This is a genomic window from Pseudomonas sp. SIMBA_041 (assembly GCF_046535095.1).
Classification (GTDB): domain Bacteria; phylum Pseudomonadota; class Gammaproteobacteria; order Pseudomonadales; family Pseudomonadaceae; genus Aquipseudomonas; species Aquipseudomonas mucoides.
The window spans coordinates 232,877-251,046 of the sequence record NZ_JAWRXJ010000003.1 but is presented as its reverse complement, the minus strand read 5'-3'; the positions used below and the strand labels follow the sequence as shown (position 1 = coordinate 251,046).

General features: G+C 59.2%; 13 protein-coding genes. 2 read left to right on the top strand and 11 right to left on the bottom strand.

The features are described from left to right. Positions 1-18: 18 nt before the first annotated feature. The 10 genes from SB725_RS08250 to SB725_RS08205 form a co-directional block, all read right to left on the bottom strand. Positions 19-3,066, bottom strand: coding sequence for an autotransporter domain-containing protein (locus SB725_RS08250; protein WP_410921537.1), 3,048 nt, complete (start codon positions 3,064-3,066; stop codon positions 19-21). A 116-nt stretch (positions 3,067-3,182) separates the two neighbouring features. Next, positions 3,183-4,547 (bottom strand): TolC family outer membrane protein, encoded by a 1,365-nt coding sequence (locus SB725_RS08245; protein WP_027923210.1) that lies wholly within the window; start codon positions 4,545-4,547, stop codon positions 3,183-3,185. Positions 4,548-4,549: 2 nt separating this feature from the next. Further along, positions 4,550-5,899: an HlyD family type I secretion periplasmic adaptor subunit gene (locus tag SB725_RS08240; RefSeq protein ID WP_027923211.1), complete on the bottom strand. Its 1,350-nt coding sequence runs from the start codon at positions 5,897-5,899 to the stop codon at positions 4,550-4,552. Then, the gene (locus SB725_RS08235; RefSeq protein ID WP_027923212.1) at positions 5,896-7,671 is read right to left on the bottom strand and encodes a type I secretion system permease/ATPase; all 1,776 of its coding nucleotides are present in this window, start codon (positions 7,669-7,671) and stop codon (positions 5,896-5,898) included. Before SB725_RS08235 ends, SB725_RS08240 begins: the two co-directional genes overlap by 4 nt. Before the next feature lie 200 nt (positions 7,672-7,871). After that, positions 7,872-8,303: an AprI/Inh family metalloprotease inhibitor gene (locus SB725_RS08230; RefSeq protein WP_059182981.1), complete on the bottom strand. Its 432-nt coding sequence runs from the start codon at positions 8,301-8,303 to the stop codon at positions 7,872-7,874. A gap of 98 nt (positions 8,304-8,401) precedes the next feature. Beyond that, a complete protein-coding gene (locus tag SB725_RS08225; protein WP_059182982.1) occupies positions 8,402-9,859 on the bottom strand; it encodes a serralysin family metalloprotease in 1,458 nt (485 codons plus the stop codon). 486 nt (positions 9,860-10,345) lie between these two features. Beyond that, positions 10,346-11,431: a polyamine ABC transporter substrate-binding protein gene (locus SB725_RS08220; protein WP_027923215.1), complete on the bottom strand. Its 1,086-nt coding sequence runs from the start codon at positions 11,429-11,431 to the stop codon at positions 10,346-10,348. Positions 11,432-11,478: 47 nt separating this feature from the next. After that, positions 11,479-11,820 (bottom strand): cupin domain-containing protein, encoded by a 342-nt coding sequence (locus SB725_RS08215; RefSeq protein WP_027923216.1) that lies wholly within the window; start codon positions 11,818-11,820, stop codon positions 11,479-11,481. A gap of 30 nt (positions 11,821-11,850) precedes the next feature. Beyond that, positions 11,851-13,257 (bottom strand): NAD(P)/FAD-dependent oxidoreductase, encoded by a 1,407-nt coding sequence (locus tag SB725_RS08210; RefSeq protein WP_410921536.1) that lies wholly within the window; start codon positions 13,255-13,257, stop codon positions 11,851-11,853. Between the two features lie 50 nt (positions 13,258-13,307). Then, positions 13,308-14,123 (bottom strand): helix-turn-helix domain-containing protein, encoded by an 816-nt coding sequence (locus SB725_RS08205; RefSeq protein ID WP_027923218.1) that lies wholly within the window; start codon positions 14,121-14,123, stop codon positions 13,308-13,310. A gap of 275 nt (positions 14,124-14,398) precedes the next feature. On the opposite strand from SB725_RS08205, the gene SB725_RS08200 reads away from it, so the two are divergent. Beyond that, entirely contained in the window at positions 14,399-14,674 is a 276-nt protein-coding gene (locus tag SB725_RS08200; protein ID WP_027923219.1) for a DUF1652 domain-containing protein, read from the top strand. A gap of 62 nt (positions 14,675-14,736) precedes the next feature. On the opposite strand, the gene SB725_RS08195 is transcribed toward SB725_RS08200, so the two are convergent. Beyond that, entirely contained in the window at positions 14,737-17,208 is a 2,472-nt protein-coding gene (locus SB725_RS08195; protein ID WP_410921535.1) for a UvrD-helicase domain-containing protein, read from the bottom strand. Positions 17,209-17,444: 236 nt separating this feature from the next. Here SB725_RS08195 and SB725_RS08190 point away from each other — a divergent pair, with 236 nt between their 5' ends. Beyond that, entirely contained in the window at positions 17,445-18,140 is a 696-nt protein-coding gene (locus tag SB725_RS08190) for a pirin family protein (RefSeq protein ID WP_027923221.1), read from the top strand. Positions 18,141-18,170 lie beyond the last annotated feature (30 nt).

Below are 18,170 nucleotides of genomic sequence, written 5' to 3'. Positions count from 1 at the left end.
GGAGCCTTTAGTGCATGATCAGAACCGCCAGTCCAGCGTCAGGCCTACACCGTGGTCTTTCTCGTTGGAACCGATCAGACCGTTGTAATCCAGGCTCACGCGAACATCCTGCGCCACCGCCAAACCGGCGCGGGCACCGATCACGGCGGCGTTGCGGTCCAGCGACACGCTTTGCACGCTGAACGCAGTATTGCCATTGACGAACGCCAAGTGATCTTCGGACTGGGTACTGCTCAAGTTGTGCTGCCAGCCCAGGGTGCCGGACAGTTCCAGCTGTTGTTTGTCCGACAGGGCAATCGCTTTGCTCGCCCGCAGGCCCAGGGTTGAAAGCACCGCATCACGGTTGTCTTCACCGCCCTTCAGGGCGGCGGCATCGCCTTTTTCGGTGAAGCTGTCGCTGTTCAAGTGCACGTAAGCCAGGTTGGCGAACGGCTCCAGCGCCAACGGTTGCACGTCGAGGCGATAGGCCGCTTCGGTGAACAATTGCGCCGTGGTCGCATCGCGTTTGGATTTCTGTTTGCCGCTGACGTCGCCGAATTGCAGGTCACGTTTGACGTCGATGCGATGCCAGCTGTAAGCACCGCCAACGCTCAAGCGCAGGGCGTCGATTTCATGGCCCAGATACGCGCCCAAGTGATAGCTGTCGACCGAGGCCGACGAATGCGTGCCATCACCCATGCTCAACGAGCTGTCGCTGTAACCGGTGACAAAACCCAGTCGCGTGTGGTCAGCGATCAGACCATCAACCCCCGCCAGCAAACCGCCGATGGAGCTGTTGGAACTGGCGTTGTCGTGCCCGCCATCGCTCTTGCCCCAGGCGCCGAGGACTTTGAGCCAGGCGTTGCTGCGGTCATCGGTGGGTGCGGCGGCGTTGAACAGGTCCCGCTCACGCAGGCGTTCGCCGACGGCATCGCGCAGGTAACGGCTGTCGTTGATCAGCAGCGTGCCAATGGCCGGATGAATCTCGCCGGACAATTGCTGGAAGGCCTGCTGGGCCACGGCGGCGGTGGGTGACAGCAGCAAGGTTTCGTACAGCACATTGCCGGCGCCAAGTTGCTCGGCAGCCGCCGCGACCGCGCGTTGGTTCGGTGTCTGGCCAGCGCTGCTGAACGAAGTGGCGTTGCGTACTACCGACAGTTGAATGCCATTGGCCGAGTAATCAAGGGTGCCCCCGAGGAACAGGTAGTTCGGCACCACCGCGCCGAAACGCCCTTCGATCCCGCCGGCCGCCTGCAGAATGGTGTATTGATGGCCGAGCAGGGATTTCACTTCGCGGGTAGTCAATAATGTCGGGCTGTTTTCCAGGGACAGGCTGACTGTGGCGTTGTCGATGACGGCTTTGCCACTGGCGACGATCTCGTCACTGCTCGTCGGCGACAACTCCACGGCGTACGTCGAGCCGCGCTCGAAGGTCACGTCGCCCGCCACTTGCAAGGTCCCGATAGAGTTGCCCGGCGCCACAGTGCCGCCGCTTCTGGCGATCAACCCGCCGATGCGACCGTTACCGCCGAGAATACCGCTGTCATTGACGGTGACCGTCGAAGCCAGCGAACCGTTGATGGCCAACCGGCCCTGATTGACCAGCGTCGGGCCAGCGTAGGTATTGGCGCCGGTCAGGACCAGCGTGCCGATGCCCTGCTTGGTCAGGCCGCCATGGCCGGAAATGTCGTTACGCCAGACGTCGAGTCCGCAGTGCACGTCCGTGCACACACGTTCGGTCGGTTTGCCGGCGTCGATGATCGCGCCGATGCCCGGCAAATCGGCCACAAACTGGCTGGAGCCGTAGGCGCCCTGAATGCGAAATTCCTCGGGAATGTCCTGCTCGGTGACAAACATCCCCGGGCCATCAATGCCTTTGCGCAGATTGATCATGCCCCAACCGTACAACGCGTCGACACCCGGTGCCCCGAGGTCAGTGGCCGTGGTGCGCAGAACACTGGCGACCTGCGCACCGGTCATGTACGGGAAGCGTTCCATCAGCACCGCCATGGAGCCTGCAACATGCGGCGCGGCCATCGAGGTGCCGTTGTAATTGGCGTAACCGGTGGTGAGGTTATCTGCGTTGGTGCCGCCGATGATCGAGCTGTAGATTTTGCTGCCGGGCGCCGACACGCAAAAACTGGCGGTGTAGCCGCAGCGCGACGAAAACGTACTGATGTTGTAGAGGTCCGGGCTGGTGAGGTCCGGGTTCTTCTGCAACGCCGCGACGGTCACCCAGTTCGGCGCGATCTGCGGTATGAAATAGCCGAGGCCGGCGATGGCGTCCGGGTTATTCAGGTTGTAGTCGTTGCCGGCGGCGAAGATCGTGACGATGCCGCTGCGGGCGGCGGCGATCGCACCGTCGTAGGCACCGCCCGGTTTGGTTCCGAGCAGTGGCTGGATCTCGTTGAACTGCAACTGCGCATCCTGCACGGTGAAGTGCGGGTACGCCGGATCGCGTCCGCCGAGGTCGAAGCGATCGGTAATGCCGATGCCCCAGCTGTTGTTGATGATCCGCGCGCCGCTGGCGATCAGGGCATCCCAACCTGCCTTGTACACCGCACCGTCGTTGCCACGAATAATACCGTCCTCCGGGCCCGGGTCGCCGTTATCGGCGCTGATGATTTGCGCGTTGTACGCCACGCCGTGCATCGGCCCGCCATCGCGGCTGCCGGCAGCGATCCCGCCGACGTGGGTGCCGTGGGAGCCGAGCTTGCCGTCGTAGCCCACCGTGGGGGCGCCGTCATAGCGAAACGCATCCCCGGCTTTGACCGGGATGTACGGATCGGTGTATTCACGGATGCCGCTGGTGATCAGGGTGACGACTTTATTGGCGCCGGAGAACTCCGGGTGCTGGGCGTAGACCGGTTGGTCGAAGATCCCCAGTTTCACGCCTTTGCCGCTGTAACCGGCAGCGTAGGCATCCTGTGCGTTGATCGCGCCTACGCCCCAATCGGCGTTGAATTCGGCGCTGCGCCAGCTGTTGGGGTCGCCAGCGCGTCCGCTTTCCACGTAAGGCGCGGCGTGCGCCTGACCGAGTGCGGCCAGTGCGCAGAGCACGGCCAGTGTGTTGTGCTTGTTATTCATCCAGCTACCGTCCTTAGTTGTGTTGCCAAAATCCCTTTTTGCCTCGAAAGGCGCCTGCAAATTCACACGTCCCGTGTCGCAGCCGAACGCAGCCTTCGGCAGCTGCTACAGATCCATCATTGAGTCTTTGGGCCCTGGCCGAACGCTTCGTCTACCTTGGCAAGGTCCTGCTCGCTCAAGGTTCCGGCGTAGTAGTGCAATTTGGTCCAGGCCATCAAGTAGTCATAGCGTGCCTGCGCCAGATCGCGGCGGGTGGTAAATAGTTGTTGTTCTGCATTCAAAGCATCCAGGTTGACGCGTTCGCCGCCCAGAATGCTTTGCTTGGTCGAGACCACCAGCGCTTCGGCAGACACCAACGCCTTTTGATAGGCGCGCAATTTGTTCACGCCCGACAGGCAGGCGCTGAACTGTCGGCGCAGCTCGATCATGGTTTCGCGGGTCTTGCCGTCCAGTTCGTACTCGGCCTGTTCCATGGTGCGGCTGGCCTGACGGGTGGACGCCGACACCCCGCCACCGGCATACAGCGGCACGTTGACTTCGATGCCGATGGTGTTGGTGTCGTAACGTTGGTTGTAAGTGTTGCCGCTTTCCGATTCGTTCTGGCGCACCGAGGCGTAGGCACTGACTTTCGGCAGATGCCCGGCGCGATTGCGTTCAACTTCGTAACGCGCGACGTCCACCGCATGGCGCTGGGAGGCCAGGTTCGGGTTATTGGCCACGGCCATTTCGTGCCAGGTGTCGTAATTGGCCGGTTGCAGGCTGAAGGTCTGGAAATTCTGGTCCAGCGGCGCCAGGTCGGCGATGTCGATCGTCGGTACGCCGATCAACGCGCCCAGTTCACGCAAGGACGCGTCCTGTTCGTTGCGGGCCTCGATCTCCTCGGCGGTCGCCAGTTCGTAACGGGACTCGGACTCAAGTGTATCGGTGCGCGTGCCCTCGCCTTGGCGAAACATCTGCTCGTTCTGCTGGAACTGCTGCTCGAAGGCTTTCTTCTTCGCCAGCGCAATGTCGATCTGATCCTGAGCGAACAGCGCCTTGGTGTAGTTCTCCAGCACCCGCACCAACAACTCCTGGCTCTTGCCGCGAAAGGCTTCATCGGCAAACAACGACTGCGCCACGCCTTTGCGGTACGCCGCGTAGGCTTCGTAATCGATCAGAGGCTGTTGCAGGGTCAGGGTCGAGCCGTAACTGCTGTAGTTGCGGTCATCGGTCTGGTTTTGCCCGCGGTCATTGAGGTAGGTGGCCTTGGACGAGTTGCGCCCCTTGTTGTAGTTGTATCCCAGCTTTGGCAGCAAGCCGGCACGGCCAATGAGGCGGTTTTCCAGGCCGGCATCGCGTTCCTTGAGCGCGCCGAGGAACACCGGATCATTGCGCAACGCTTGCTCGTAAATGTCGAACGGCCCCATGGCCATCACACTGTTGCACGTCAGCAACGCCAGGGTCGCTGCGAGCAGGGAAAGCTTATTCATACAGCCGAACATCCTTATTCCTCGGTCAACGCGGAGCCTGCCCGGTCGAGCAGCGGTTTGAACAGATAGTTGAGGAGTGAACGTTCACCGGTGCGCACGAACATTTCCGCCGGCATGCCGGGCTTGATCACCAGGCCATTGAGCTTTTCCATCGCCTGATCGCTGACGCTGCTGCGCAGCACGTAGTAAGGCGCGCCGGTTTTTTCGTCGACCATCTGGTCGGCGGAAATCAGGCTGACTTCACCGGGCACTCGCGGTGTGCGGCTCTGATTGAACGCGGTGAACAGGATATCCACGGGCAAATGGGTGCCGACTTTGTCGATCAGGTTGATCGGCAGGTGCCCTTCGACTTCCAGCCGAGTGCCCTGCGGAACGATTTCCAGCAAGGTATCGCCCTGACGCACCACGGCGCCTTCGGTGTGCACCCCGAGGTTGACCGCAATGCCATCAGCCGTGGCGACGATCTCGCTGTGTTGCAGGTTGAACCCGGCGGAGGTCAGTTGCTCTTTGAGGGTCACGCTCTTGAGTTGCGCGTCAGCCAGTTGGGTGCGGACTTCTTTCTGATATTCCTCGATGTGCTGTTGCAGCTTGAGCTTCGCTTCGAGGATGCCCTGCTCCACCCGACCGCTTTCACCGGTGTTCTCGGCCAGTTGCTGCTGCACTTGCGACAGCTGACGCTGGTATTCCATCAAGCGGTTGCGCGGAATGTAGCCGTTGTCCGCCAAGGGCTGAAGGTTACTCAGTTGTTGTTGCAGCGAGTTGGCTTGGGCCGTCAGGTCGGTGCGCGCACGACGCATGCCGGCCAATTGCGCGCTGGCGCCTTCCATGTTGGCGCGCAACGCACCCTGCTCGCGGAAAAACGCCTCGCGGCGGCTGCTGAACAATTGCCGCTGGCCTTCGAGCACCAGCGCCAGTCGCGGGTCGGCATCCTTGCTCAGCTCGGCCGGGAAATTCACTTGCTTGAGGTTATCCCGTTCACTTTCCCAGCGCGCAACGCTGGCCCAGGCCATGCGGTACTGCGCCTGCAGCGAATCGACGTCGGCCGCGACCTGGGTCTGGTCGAGCTGGAACAGCGGCTGCCCCAACGTCACCACTTGACCCTCGCGCACCAGGATCCGGCTGACCACACCGGGGCTCATCGATTGCACGGCTTTGCGTTTGCCCGACACCACTACCGTGCCCTGCACCGGTATACCTTGATCGAGCGGCGCGAGGCTGGCCCAGGTGAAGAAGCTGCCAGCGCCGACGATGGCCAGTATCCAGCCCATGCGCGCGAAGAATCGCGCATCACGCTCGGGCCGTTCGGCGATGTAATCGTGTTCCATCAGGGCTTCGCTTTCAGAGTTCATGCGTGCGCTGCTCATACACCCGAATTCCTTGTCGTGGGCTGATACTGTCGACTCATGCTGAGCCCGCCCGGCGCCTGCGCGGCTTTTTCACGGTGTTGTTCCTGAGCGCCGGACAGTGCCTTGAGCACGTCCTGGCTCGGGCCGAAGGCCTGCAAGCGTCCTTCGTTGAGCACCAGCAATTTGTCGGCCTGGGCCAAGGCCGAGGACCGATGGGTCACCAGAATCACGCTGGTGCCCTGGGCTTTCAGGTGCGCGATGGCGCTGGCCAACGCAGCTTCGCCCACGGTGTCGAGGTTGGAATTGGGTTCGTCCAGCACCACCAGGCTCGGGTTGCCGTACAACGCACGGGCCAGTGCCACGCGTTGTTTCTGGCCACCGGACAAGCCGCTGCCGTCTTCGCCGAGCAGCGTGTCGTAGCCTTGCGGCAAGCGCAGGATCAATTCATGCACGCCGGCCTGTTGCGCAGCCTCGACGACTTTCTGCGGATCAGTTTCGCGAAACCGGGCGATGTTTTCGGCAATGCTGCCGCTGAACAATTCGATGTCTTGTGGCAAGTAGCCGATGTAGGGCCCGAGGTCGTCGCGGTTCCAGCGATGAATGTCCGCGCCGTCGAGCCGAACCGTGCCGCCGAGGGTTGGCCAGACGCCGACGAGTACCCGGGCCAGTGTCGACTTGCCTGAGCCGGAGGCACCGAGCACGCCCATCACCTCCCCGGCACCGAGGTTGAAGTTGACCATGTGCAGCGTCGCCGCACGTTGCCCCGGAGGGCCGGCGCTGACCTGTTCGAAAGTGATCTGCCCTTTCGGTGCCGGCAGCGCCATGGCTTCGTCAGACGGTGGAAAGGCTTGCAGCAACGCATCCAGGCGACGGTAGGCCAGCTTCGCGCCACTCCACTGTTTCCAGACCGCAATCAACTGATCGATGGGACTCAGGACTCGGCCCATCAGGATCGAACCGGCGATCATCATCCCGGCAGTCATCTCGCCCTTGATCACCAGCAACGCACCCAGCCCCAGTACCAGGGATTGCAAGCACAGACGCAAGGTTTTGCTCAGGGAACTGATAACCGCGCCGGTGTCACTGGCCTGATTCTGCAAACTGAGAAAGCGCGAATGCACTTGAAACCAGCGTTTGCGCAACACGCCGAGCATGCCCATCGCCTGGATGGTCTCGGCATTGTGCAAGTGGCTGGTGGCCAACTGGCTGGACTTCTGGGAAAAACCGGCGGCTTCGCCCAAGGGCTTTTTGGTCATCGTTTCGTTGAGGAAAGCGAGGCCGATCAGGACCACAGCCCCCACCGTCGCGAAGACACCCAGCCAGACATTGAACAGGTAGATCACGAACAGATAGACCGGAAACCACGGCGCGTCGAAGAAGGCAAACAGCGCGGGTCCGGTGACGAATTGGCGGATGTGCGTCAGGTCCCCCAAGGATTGCCCGGCATTGCCCTCGCCTTTGAACAGGTTGCGCTCGAACGCGGCTTGATACACCCGCAGGTTGAAGCGTCGTTCCAGTTGGCTGCCGATGCGGATCACGATGAAGCTGCGCACGATCTCAAGCAGGCCGATGAAGGCAAAGAAGCCGACCACCATCAGCGACAACATGGCCAAGGTCGTTTCGTTCTGCGAAGACAACACACGGTCATAGACTTGCAGCATATAAATCGACGGGACCAGCATCAGTACGTTGATCAATGCGGTAAAACAACCGACGCTGATCAAGATGCTTTTATAGTCGCCCAGTGCCTTGAATAACGGAGCGGTGGCTGGGGCCTTAGCCATCTTCATTGATTTTTCCCGAGGTGAAATTCCCCGTCCTGATCTGACGAGGTTTAATTAACTGTGTGTGCGCGGTTCGAGACATTTTTTGTCGGTAATCGCTTACAAATTAACAACCCACCTCCATGCTCGCTAAAGAGTTGGCGTATTGTTTTGCTACTTACAACTACAACAGCGGGCTCTCTATTTAAATTTGCACGGTCCGCCCACTAATTGCTCTTACGCGCAGCGCGCTCAAGCGTAATGATCAGACCGGACTTCAAATTGCCTTGATAAAGCCCATCATGCTGTCGGCTGAAAAAGAAAATTCTTGAGCCTTCCTTGCCGGTGATCGCAATCCCGTCCGGTTCTGTGAACCAGCCAATGGCCGACACTTGCAGCCAGGCCCCAAGGCACTCGGCGCCCTCGGCCAGGGTCTGGTTGGGTTGAAGGTCAATCAGGCAAACGTTCGACGGTTTGTCCTGCACAGTGCGGGGCTCGGACGCATCCTCTTTGGTCATCAAGGTGGCTCGCCAATGTCCGGCGAGTTCAGAGGGGTCCGCTAATTTCAGGCTGCTTGCCATGGCTACATCTCCAAGAAACATCATCAGCGTCGCCAATAGCCACGCGGTCATTCTGTAGGTAAAGGCGTCAGGGGCCATAGGATCTGTCACTCCGGCGCGTAGCCTTACGCAGTGCGCGCATCGATGCAAGGACAGAGCGCGGCGCAACGTGCACCGCGCTCCTTTTCAGCCTTGAATCAGGCCACGATGTCCGAGAACGCCGCCTGGCCTACGGTGCTGACGAGGAAATCCGCCACACCATGCCCTGAGAAGTCCACCGACAGCAGGCTGTTCCCGCCCGAGTTAGTCAGCACGGCATCACCGACCGCCCCCGTGAACGAACTCACGAAGTGCAGGCCCGCGCCTTTGGTAATACCGGTCAGGTCGATCTTGTCCAGGCCACTGACAAAGTCGAGGATCTGATCGGCAACACCTGGCTTGGAGTCACTGCTGGCGGCGAACACAAACGTGTCCGAACCGGCACCCCCCCACAGTTTGTCCGCACCGCCGGCACCGTAGAGGATGTCGTTGCCGGCACCGCCCTTCAGCTCGTTGGATACGCCATTACCGATCAACAGGTCGTTGCCCGAACCGCCGATTGCGTTCTCGATGATCGCGCCCTTGGCAATGGAGACGTTGCCCACCAGGCCGCCAACGTCGGAGAACGAGGCCTCATTGAGGTTGATTTTCTGGTTTTGGGTGAAGCCGGAGAAATCCAGAGTGTCCTTGCCGCCCGCGTCCCACACCGAAAACACGACCTTGTCCGACGACGAAGACGCGCTCAGGAAGTCGCGACCGGCGTTGGAGTTGAAGCCGTAGGTAGTGTCGCCAGTACGGGTGGTGGTGTTGGCCCCGTAGAGTTTCTGAATGGCAGCAATGTCGTCCATCAGCGGGCCGGACGAATACGCCTCGACACCGCCCTTGCTGAAGTTCTGGTTGGTATTGCTTTCGCTCCAGTAGCTCATGACGCTGTAACCGCGGGTGTCTTGCCCGTAGGTGGCGTCGTTGTAAGTCGGCGCGCCTTCACCGGCGTTGTAGTCGCCAGGGTGGGCCAGGCCCAGGGTGTGACCGATTTCGTGGGTCAGGGTTTGACGACCATAGTTGTTCAGGTCCGGCGTCTTGTTCGGCGTATAGCTGCTGTTGGTCAGGTACCAGGAGGTCCCGTCGTAACCCGCGCCCGTGCCCGGCAGATAAGCAAATGCCGCAGCGCCGTCCTGGCCACCGCTGTAGTTGCCGAAGGTCATGTGCCCGTCGCCGCCCGTGGCCTTCTCGGCGAAGGTGACGTTGGCGACATCGGCCCAGGATTGCATGGCGAGCACCGCCTGGGCTTTTTGCTGAGCACTGAACTGACTGAAACCGGTAATCCCGTGCTTGTTCATGGTGCTCGACGACGCCGAGGTCAGGAACGTATAGGTCAGTTCGATTTTGCCGCTGCCATCCTTGTCCTGGTAGGCAGCACCGTCGCGCAGCAATTGGGTCGCTGCCTGGTCGACGGAATAGGAGGGTTTGCCATTGACCGTGAGATTGCCGCCGCGGTCATACTGATGGCTGAAGCTGTCGATCTGGCTGAAAGCAGAACTCGGTGCTGCCAATGCATGCGAGGGGGCAAAGGCCAGTTCAGCAAGATCAATAGCGTTGTTTTTTACTTTCGACATAAACACACTTCCTTGTTTGGCTATGGAACAGTTTTTTCAGATAGCGACAATCTCTGGCGAGATCGTCCTATCACTCGCCCAATGCAGGCGAAAGAAAACTGACACAATTCGAAATCAAACGTCTACATTTTTTTTGACGTCAAATTGTGTTGTTCCAGCAAGTGCCCGTAAACAATGCCTGAGGTGTCGAAAGTTTGTTTGGAGGCATGTGCGTTTGCGCAAATTGTCTGACGATTTGATATTTAAATATTAAATAGGGGTAAGTTTGTTTTTTGTCTAAGAGGTCTCACTTTTGTTGGACTTATTAATAGGAGTGCCAGCGGATTGATATCAGTTAAATGTGTGTTGAATTTGATTATTTACGACTGCTGCGCAGCCGAACGCAGCCTTCGGCAGCTGCTACAGGATTTTCGTACGCCGCGATCCTTGTAGCAGCTGGCGCAGCCTGCAGTCGGTGTGCCACCAATCACTACAAAATATGAACCCTCAACTCCCCGTCCGAATCTTGTTCCACACCCGCGTACGCACCCGGTCAATGTTCAGCGGCATCGCCTCGAGCGCGAACAGTTTGCCCATCATCTCTGGGCTCGGATAAACCTTGGTGTCGTTTTTGATCGTCGGGTCGATCAGGCTGTCGGCCTGTTGGTTGCCGTTGGCGTAGTGCACGTAGTTGCTGACACCGGCCATGACGTCCGGGCGCAGCAGGTAGTTCATGAAGGCGTAGCCGGCCTTCTCGTCCGGTGCGTCGGCGGGCATGGCAACCATATCGAACCAGATGGCCGCGCCTTCCTTGGGAATCGAGTAGCCGATGTCGATACCATTGTGGGCTTCCTTGGCGCGGTTTTCGGCTTGCAGGATGTCACCGGAGAAGCCGACCGCCACGCAGATGTCGCCGTTGGCAAGGTCGCTGGTGTACTTGGATGAATGGAAATAACTGACATACGGCCGGACTTTCAGCAGCAGCGCTTCGGCCTTTTTATAGTCTTCCGGTTTTTTGCTGTGGTGCGGCAGGCCCAGGTAATTCAGGGCGGCGGGCAACAGTTCCGGGCCGTTGTCGAGGATGGCAACGCCGCATTTCTGCAGCTTTTGCATGTTTTCGGGTTTGAAGATCAGGTCCCAGGAATCCACGGGCGCGTTGTCACCCAGTACGGCCTTGACCTTGGCGATGTTGTAGCCGATGCCAGTGCTGCCCCACAGGTACGGAAAGCCATGTTCGTTACCCGGATCGTTGGTCTGCAACGCTGTGAGCAATACCGGATTGAGGTTCTTCCAGTTCGGCAATTGAGCCTTGTCGAGCTTCTTCAGCGCTCCCCCTTCAATCTGTCGCGCCATGAAATGGTTGGACGGGAACACCACGTCGTATCCCGATTTGCCGGTCATCAACTTGCCGTCGAGGGTTTCGTTGCTGTCGTAGACGTCGTAGGTGAAGGCGATACCGGTTTCTTTCTGGAAGTTCTTGGTGGTGTCCGGGGCGATGTAGTCTGACCAGTTGTAGATTTTGACCGTTTCAGCAGCGTGGCCAAGGGTCGCGACGAGTGCAAGGGGCGCCAGTGTCAGTGTCTTTCGGATCATGAGTCGATTCCTGTAGGGGCTTTTGTTATTGGCAGGCAATCAGAAGATCAAAAAATCAAAACGTAGGTCTTGCGCACGGTTTCCTGGATATCCCAGATGCCGAGACTGTTGGCCGGCAACATCAGTGCATCGCCGGCTTCTATGAAAAGGGTTTCGCCATCGTCCGGGGTGAAGGTGCAGCGCCCCTGGATGAAGTGACAGAATTCCTGGGCGACGATCTGCCGACGCCAGCGTCCGGGCGTGCATTCCCAGACACCCGTTTCGACACCATCGTCGCGTTCGACGCTGGTGGTCGAGGCCACGGCCACCGGTGTTCCCAGTGGCACGGCAACCGGGTTGGACTCTTCGAGCTTCAGGGTGGCGGTATTCTTCAATTGCGTGATGCTCATGGGCGTACCTGTCGATGGATAAAGCGCTGTTCAGTGCATGAAGCCTTCCATGAACCCCGCAACCCCGCTGGCCAGTTTTCGGCGCCAGGGTGCGGTGGTCGGGTTGGCCAGGGTCTGGTCTTCGTGGACGAAGCTGCGAATGATCGCGTTGTAACCGAGCCAGCGGCAGGGTTCCGGCTCCCAGGCCTTGAGCGTGTCGAGCCCGCCCTGGGGCATGACCCAGGGCTGGCGGACCAGTTCGGTATCGCGCTCAAGCATCAGATCGGCGAGGGTTCTGCCACCCAGGTGGCTGGCCCCGACACCCTCCCCGCCATAACCGCCGGACAAGGCGATGCCGCTGGCGTGATCACAGAGCATGTGCGGCTTGAAGCGCCGCGACATGCCCAGGTTGCCGCCCCAGGCGTGGGTAATCCGTACATTCTTGAGTTGCGGGAAGAGCTCGCCGAACAGATAGCGCCGTAGCTCCACTTCATGAGTGGTCAGGTCGAAGTCATGGCGCAGCTTGCCGGCAAACTGGTAGCCGCCCCGTGCCCCGAATACCAAACGGTTGTCGGCGGTGCGCTGGCCGTACGTCACCTGACGGCTACTTTCGCTGAAGGCCTGGCCGCGATCCAGGCCGATATCGTCCCAAGTCCCGGCGGACAGAGGCTCGGTGGCAACGATCAGGCTTTGCACCGGCATTTGATAGCGACCCAGCGGCGGTAACGTCGTCGCATAGCCTTCTACCGCCGGGACGATCCAGCGACTGCGAACCGAGGCCTTGGCCGTGCGCAGACTCCCCGACTGCCACTGCGTGACCGGGCTGTTTTCATAGATCTTGACCCCCATGTTCTCCACCGTGCGTGCCAAACCTCGCACCAACTTTGCCGGGTGAATGGTCGCGACGTGCGGTGCATAGATACCGCCATAAGGCTTCGCAACTCTGATCTGTTGCGCCAGTTGTTCGGGGCTGAGCCAGCGGTAGTCACTTTCGGTCAGGCCTTGGCGGTAGAGATCGTCCAGATAACGCCGAAGGCTGGTTTCTTGCTCGGGGTAGCGTGCGGCGCAGTAAAGCACCCCGCCTTTGCGATAATCGCAGGCGATACCTTCACGTTCGACGACAAGTTCTACTTCATCAGGGATGCTGTGCAGCAGGTCAAATGAAGCGCGGCGATGGTCGGGAGACAGGCCGGCCAGCAGCCGGTCTTCACCGAGGATATTGCCCATCAACCAGCCACCGTTACGGCCCGAGGCACCAAAACCGGCGGTTTGCGCTTCGACAATGGCAATGTTCAGGCCCGGTGCCTGGCGCTTGAGGTAATACGCGGTCCAGAGCCCGGTGTAACCGGCGCCGATGATGGCCACGTCGACATCCAGATCGTGTTCCAGCGCCGCACGCGCCGCTAACGGCTCGTCGAGTTGATCCATCCATAAACTGATAGTGCGCCACGCTGACATGCAGGATTCCGCCACTCAAACTTCGATGGCGTCGATCCTAGTGCGTGAACTCAGGGGCTGTCTTGCGCGCGGGCACGCAAGGAAATTTGTTTGGCATAGGCCTTGGGCGACAGGCCGGTGTGCTGGCGGAAACACTTGTAAAACGCCGACAGCGAATTGAATCCCGCCGCAAACGCCAGTTCGTCGATACGCAGCGGTGGCGTCGCGGTGTCCAGCGTGTCGAGCAGATGTTGCAGGCGCGCCTGGTTCACGTAGCGATAGAAACTCTGGCCCAACACTTGATTCAACAGGTAGGAAATCTGATTGCGACTGTAGCCGCACTCCTTCGCCACCCGTTGCAGGTCGAGTTCGGGGTCAAGATATGGCTGCTGGCGCTGGAAATACTGCTGCAAGTCGTCGGCCATGAAACTCAATTGGCGCGGGGACAGCCCGAGTCGACTGACCGCTGGGCGCAAAGTTTTAGTCGCCGTGCTGGACGGCTGCTCGTGGACCAGCGTGGCGTATTCGTTGACCCGCCAGATCAACCCGTCGCGGACCGTGATTGCTTCGCTGGTGTGGAAGGACACCAGCCCTTCACCGCCACGCAACGTCATTCGGTACTGGATAAACGCGGTATTACCGTCCAGGCGAATCCGGTCCGAGTGCTCCAGCGCTTCGCCCGGATTGCGCGGCATGCTGACGCGCACGTACTCGCGCAGTTCGTCGAGCCCCATCACGCGGTTCTGGAAAAAATCGTGGTACTGGATGCCTGGGTGATAAAGCGCCATGACGCCGTCCAGGTCGCGGTGCTTCCAGCACAAGTGGTAGCGCATGACCGTCTCGCCCGTGGCCCGGGTTTGTTGCGGCCCATCATCATCGGCGTGCATAAAGGTCTCGACGGGAAAACGCCGAGCTTGCCGAAGTTCTCCACCGGGTTCAATTGCTGAAATACCAACCCGGCAAGACCCGTCGCCGAGCCAATGCGTGCCGGGACATGACCTCGATCATGAAAATCCCATTAACTGCCGAACGGCCCGAAAAAAATCACATGGTTTTCACATACCGATGCTACTTTTAAAGGCAGTCACCGGTTGAGCCATTGAAGGCTCTTCCCTCCTAACATGAGCTAAAGGAAGCGCTCGATGAAGAAGGCGGGCAACATATGAATAAAGGATCTTTCAGCAAAGTCACGTTTCCAAACGCCTGCCAGCTGATGCGCTGGCATTTTCATCCCATGGGATTTGAGGCGAGCATGGACGCACCGGGCAGCATGATCGCCCGGCTGTTTGATCGCGCCAGTGGCGAGACCATGATTGCCATTGCCGGTATCCCTTGCGCAACGGTCATGAATGCAGCGGATGTCGAGCGAATCATTGAAGCCGTCGAGGATGAACTTGAAGCATTCATTCCACCTGTGGCCCTCAGAAGCTATGCCTGAAGGCTGAACACTTAACAAAAAGCCCACATCATGTGGGCTTTTTAGTGGGGGACGACTCAGGATCACGCCCCTTTCTGGCCGACCCGATGATCGGCGAAAAACGCTTTGCCGCTGCCGATCCGGTCAGATGCCTTGGGCATATTCGCCGCCGTGTCCTGCCCCTCGACATACCAGTAGCAATGACTGACGGCACGGGTGATGCCGACGTAAGCCAGTCGCAGGATTTCGTCCCTTTGCGCGCTGTCATAGGGCTCGCTGTCCCCGGACTTGCCGAGTCCCGCCATCCTGTACACCTGATTCTTGTACGGTGAGCTAGTCAGATGCTGGCAATCGCCGAGCAAGAACACCGCGTCGGCCTGCAAGCCTTTGGCACTGTGATACGTCAGTTGTTTTAGTCGGCGTGACTCATAAGGTAAGCTCGAATCCACATTAACTACAGGCTGAATATGCTGTTCAATCAATAACTTATCGCTGCTTTTTCGATAAAGCATCAAGATTGAATCACCCTTTCGGTAATGCTCCATCAAGCGCTGGGCCATGCCTTGATCGTCCCGGTCCAGGACGTTTACCGGCAATAGCGCTTTAGGCTCGCCGCTGGCTTTGGCTTTCTTGCCAGCGATGGCCGGTGCCGCGCGAACGATATGCTCGGCGGCGTCGATGATGTGTTGATGGCTGCGATAGTTGTCGCTGAGCATGACTTTGGTGGTGCTGGGCGACCGGAACTCTTTGTTGAACTCCATGAAGTACGTCGGCGAACTGCCGCGCCAGCCATAAATGGACTGCCAGTCATCCCCCACACACAGCAGAGATGAGCGTTGCGCACCGCGCCCAACGTGCATTGCCGGGCCTCGACTGCGGATCTCGGTCAGGCTGGCGCGAATCCAGGAGACGATTTGTGGCGATACGTCCTGAAATTCGTCGATCATCAGGTGTGACAGTGGCCGCAGCAGTTCATCGCTCAACAACTTCAGGTTTTCCGGTGAGTGCTCGCTGAACAAGGCAAACATCCGGTTGTAGGTCATCACCGGTGGTTTCTGATCGAGCAGATGATCTTCCAGCGCTCGCCAGAACAAGCTCAAGGCCTCGAAGAAGAATCGGTCAGGGTCGTCCTTGGCGAAACTCATCTGGCCAACAGCGTTCGGAACATCCAGGCCGAGGTTTTCTATAAAACCGGCAGCCGCGACAAAACAGTCGAGTAACGGCGCCGAAGCCAGCTCACCTTTGACCTTGTAATCAAAGCCCGGACCGGCGCTGGCATCACCTGCCAGCGAGGCCAAAACACGCTTTGAAGACTCGTAACTATCCAGCCATATCAATGGTTTACGGCAGAAAGCTTGAAACAGGGTACGCTTTACTGCCCATTCTGCACGGACAGTCAACTTGGCATTCGGGCGGCAGACCTGCGGGTTTTCCCGCGGATCAAACCCCAGCACGACCCACGCATCGAGGCTTGGGATGTAACCGTGACAATGGAACGTCGCGCCGTTGATATCGAAGGATTGCCGATTGGGTTCGATACCCTTGATCGGCCAGGCACCCGCGCGAAACCACAGGTCTTCAATGGCGTCGCACAGTTCTTCATCGCGCCTGGCCGCCAGTTCGGTCACGGCCACGCGTTTTTGCACGTCGGGATGGTCGCGTTCCAGCTCCTTGAGCTGCAAGGCATGGCGCGACAAAGGCCTGATCAACTCGCGAAAGCGTTCATTGCGGGTATGCAACTGGTGATAGCAGGCATTGAGCTGCTGTCGCTGAGCGTCATTGATTCGCAGGTCGAACGGATTGCTGTCGACGTCTTCGTCGGCGTTTTGCGTGCGGTTGCTTAGGTTTTCGAAGGCTTGCAGGCGCTCGAACCCCGGCAGGCTGCGAACCATCGGCAGAATGCGCGAATGGAAGGTGCGCACCAGATCACGCGCCTCTTTGAGGCTCAGCGGCCGGCCCCACAGCGCGAACAGTTCGATCAGCTTATTAATGAAGTCTTTGCGCGATTCGCGGGTAAAGGTCACGACGGTCATCGAATCCAGTTCGAAGCCCAGATAGTGGGTCAGCAACAGGATACGCAGCACCAGCGTGGTCGACTTGCCGGCGCCTGCCCCGGCAATCACCGACGTTGACGGCGTATCGCTGAAGATCATCTTCCACTGCGCAACGCTCGGCTGGGCATGGGGTGGCAGCAGCCGGGCCACATCGGCCTTCATGCGCTTCTTTAACTCCGCACTTAATGGCAGGCGCCAGTCGTCAAACAGATTGTCATCGACATTGGGCGGCCGATGTTCGGTTGAGCGCGAATCGCGGATCAGCAGCACTTGCCGGCCTTGCTCCAGCCCTTCGTCCTTGCCTTCCTTGAAGCCGTAATCAAACCCCGCGCTGTGACCGCTGCGAAAACCGTCGGCTTGCCCGTGTAGCCAGGAAGCGCGGTGCTGCGCACGCAGTCGGGTCAAGCCATGACCGAAGAACCGGGCGGCCAGGCGCTTGAGCAACGGCATCTCGGCCAAGGGACGAAGTTCGGGCGGAAGATCGGGGGTGTGTTGCGGCACGCGGGCTGACTCCAGGGTGTGAGGCTGTTGCGGGCTATGGTGTCTGCATTTGCCTTTGAGTTCTAGTGAAATGCTTACAGGTCATTGGCTTATGCGATGAAGTGAAGGCTGGATGAGAAACTTTCGAGGTTATTTCACATCAATCAATTCGATGGTAATGCAGCATTTTTTACGCTTTTTATCGATGAGTGCCTGATAGATGATGCTCGCCATTAACCCCCTTTCAGGAGACGATCATGCTCGAACTCAGACCCTTCAACTCCCTGGGCGGTGCCCATCATGGCTGGTTGGATGCTCATCACCACTTTTCGTTCGCCGAGTACCATGACCCCAAGCGCATGAACTGGGGCAATTTGCGGGTCTGGAACGATGACGTGATTGCCTCCGGCACCGGGTTTCCAAAACACCCGCACCGGGACATGGAAATCATTACCTACGTCCGTGAAGGTGCGATTACTCACGAAGACAACCTGGGCAATAAGGGCCGCACCGAAGCCGGCGACGTTCAGGTCATGAGTGCCGGCACCGGCATCGCCCACAGCGAGTACAACCTGGAAGCGACACCCACCAAGATCTTCCAGATCTGGATCATCCCCAACGAATCCGGGCTTGCGCCGTCCTGGGGAGCCAAGCCATTCCCCAAAGGTGATCGTGAAGGTTTCGTCACGTTGGCCAGCGGCAAGTCCGGCGATGATCAGAGCCTGCGCATCCGTGCTGATGCGCGGCTGGTAGCGGCGAACCTGAAGGCTGGGGAATCTGCCGAGTATCATCTGGACAATGGGCGTCGCGCCTACCTGGTTCCGGCCACGGGTGTGATTGAAGTCAATGGCTTACGTGCGCAAGCTCGAGACGGGGTTGCGGTGGCCGATGAGCAGGTGTTGCGAGTGACGGCGATTGAGGACAGCGAAATTGTCCTGGTAGACCTCGCGTGATTCAGTAAACGCCAGGCACAAAAAAGGGGC

Bases quoted from the DNA above. Each gene is read 5' to 3' on its own strand.
- SB725_RS08250 (WP_410921537.1), bottom strand. From the start codon at position 3,066: ATGAATAACAAGCACAACACACTGGCCGTGCTCTGCGCACTGGCCGCA.
- SB725_RS08245 (WP_027923210.1), bottom strand. From the start codon at position 4,547: ATGTTCGGCTGTATGAATAAGCTTTCCCTGCTCGCAGCGACCCTGGCG.
- SB725_RS08240 (WP_027923211.1), bottom strand. From the start codon at position 5,899: ATGAGCAGCGCACGCATGAACTCTGAAAGCGAAGCCCTGATGGAACAC.
- SB725_RS08235 (WP_027923212.1), bottom strand. From the start codon at position 7,671: ATGAAGATGGCTAAGGCCCCAGCCACCGCTCCGTTATTCAAGGCACTG.
- SB725_RS08230 (WP_059182981.1), bottom strand. From the start codon at position 8,303: ATGGCCCCTGACGCCTTTACCTACAGAATGACCGCGTGGCTATTGGCG.
- SB725_RS08225 (WP_059182982.1), bottom strand. From the start codon at position 9,859: ATGTCGAAAGTAAAAAACAACGCTATTGATCTTGCTGAACTGGCCTTT.
- SB725_RS08220 (WP_027923215.1), bottom strand. From the start codon at position 11,431: ATGATCCGAAAGACACTGACACTGGCGCCCCTTGCACTCGTCGCGACC.
- SB725_RS08215 (WP_027923216.1), bottom strand. From the start codon at position 11,820: ATGAGCATCACGCAATTGAAGAATACCGCCACCCTGAAGCTCGAAGAG.
- SB725_RS08210 (WP_410921536.1), bottom strand. From the start codon at position 13,257: ATGTCAGCGTGGCGCACTATCAGTTTATGGATGGATCAACTCGACGAG.
- SB725_RS08205 (WP_027923218.1), bottom strand. From the start codon at position 14,123: ATGCACGCCGATGATGATGGGCCGCAACAAACCCGGGCCACGGGCGAG.
- SB725_RS08200 (WP_027923219.1), top strand. From the start codon at position 14,399: ATGAATAAAGGATCTTTCAGCAAAGTCACGTTTCCAAACGCCTGCCAG.
- SB725_RS08190 (WP_027923221.1), top strand. From the start codon at position 17,445: ATGCTCGAACTCAGACCCTTCAACTCCCTGGGCGGTGCCCATCATGGC.